This is a genomic window from Companilactobacillus halodurans (genome assembly GCF_009600985.1).
GTDB lineage: Bacteria > Bacillota > Bacilli > Lactobacillales > Lactobacillaceae > Companilactobacillus > Companilactobacillus halodurans.
On record NZ_VDFP01000225.1, the window covers coordinates 1 to 1138 of the forward strand.

The 1138-nt window shown below is 35.1% G+C and carries 2 protein-coding genes; both read right to left on the reverse strand.

Annotated elements, in window-relative coordinates; all coding sequences use genetic code 11:
• Positions 1-121, reverse strand: a 121-nt coding sequence (locus tag FHL06_RS13805; protein WP_153387224.1) for an oleate hydratase, incomplete at its 3' end; no start/stop codon positions are given.
• Between the two features lie 215 nt (positions 122-336).
• Positions 337-1138: acetate/propionate family kinase (locus FHL06_RS13810; protein ID WP_153387226.1), on the reverse strand; the 802-nt coding region annotated here is incomplete at its 5' end.

A 1138-nucleotide genomic window follows, 5' to 3' on the forward strand; every position in this document is an offset into this window, starting at 1 on the left:
CATGATCTTCAAGACCCATCATTGTAATCTGATCGCCATTAAAACCACCATCACGAATTAAATAGATACCAGCGGCTAAGTTACCAACCCCAGTACCGATCATGTAGGCTTTTCTTGTCATATTAACTACCTCCATTCAATTCTTACTATCTCATCTATACACCTTAAATATAGCAGTTCCCAATTAAAAGTAAAGGTTTTCATTGCGATATTTTCAATATTTTTAATCTAGTTTTTGTTAAAAAAACAGTGTCCATTAAGAAGTATTCAAATTAGTAAAATACCTGAAATTCTTAATAGACACTGTTCTTTTGTTTTATTACCTAAAATTTAAAATTAATCACTGTATTTCGTCAAACGAATAACATCACGAACAATCATTCGCTCCTCATCAGTAGGAACAACCATTACAGTAATAGCTGAATCTTTAGTACTAATGACACGAGTACCATCGCCGTTTTCATTTGCTTCTTTATCAATTTTTACACCCATATAGTTAAAGCTATTGGCAATATCCGCACGGATTTCAGCATTTTTAGCCCCTGTTCCCGCGGTAAAGATAATTACATCCGCTCCAGCTAAAAGAGCAATATAAGAACCAATATACTTTACAATACGGTTAACGTAAATCTTGATTGCTAGATCGGAACGATCATTTTCTTCTCTGGTTGCTAGTAAATCACGCATATCTGGAGAAACGCCAGAAATACCTAGCAATCCTGATTTAGTATTCAAAATTTTAACCATTTCAGTTGGATCAGCTATCTTTAATTTTTGCATCAAATAAGCCACTAGCGATGGATCAATATCACCAGATCTAGTACTCATAGTAATACCTGCCAATGGTGTAAAGCCCATTGAAGTATCAACAGACTTACCATCTTCAATAGCATCGATAGAAGCACCACTACCCAAATGACATGAAATAATCTTTAAGTCATTCAATGGCTTATGCAAATAGTCGGCTGCAGCTTGTGAGACATATCTATGACTAGTACCATGAGCCCCAAATTTACGAACACCATATTTTTCATAATATTCGTAAGGAATACTATACAAGTAATTGACTGGGTCCATTGTCTGATGAAATGACGTATCAAAAACAGCCACTTGTGGCACATCTGGAAGAATCTTTTCA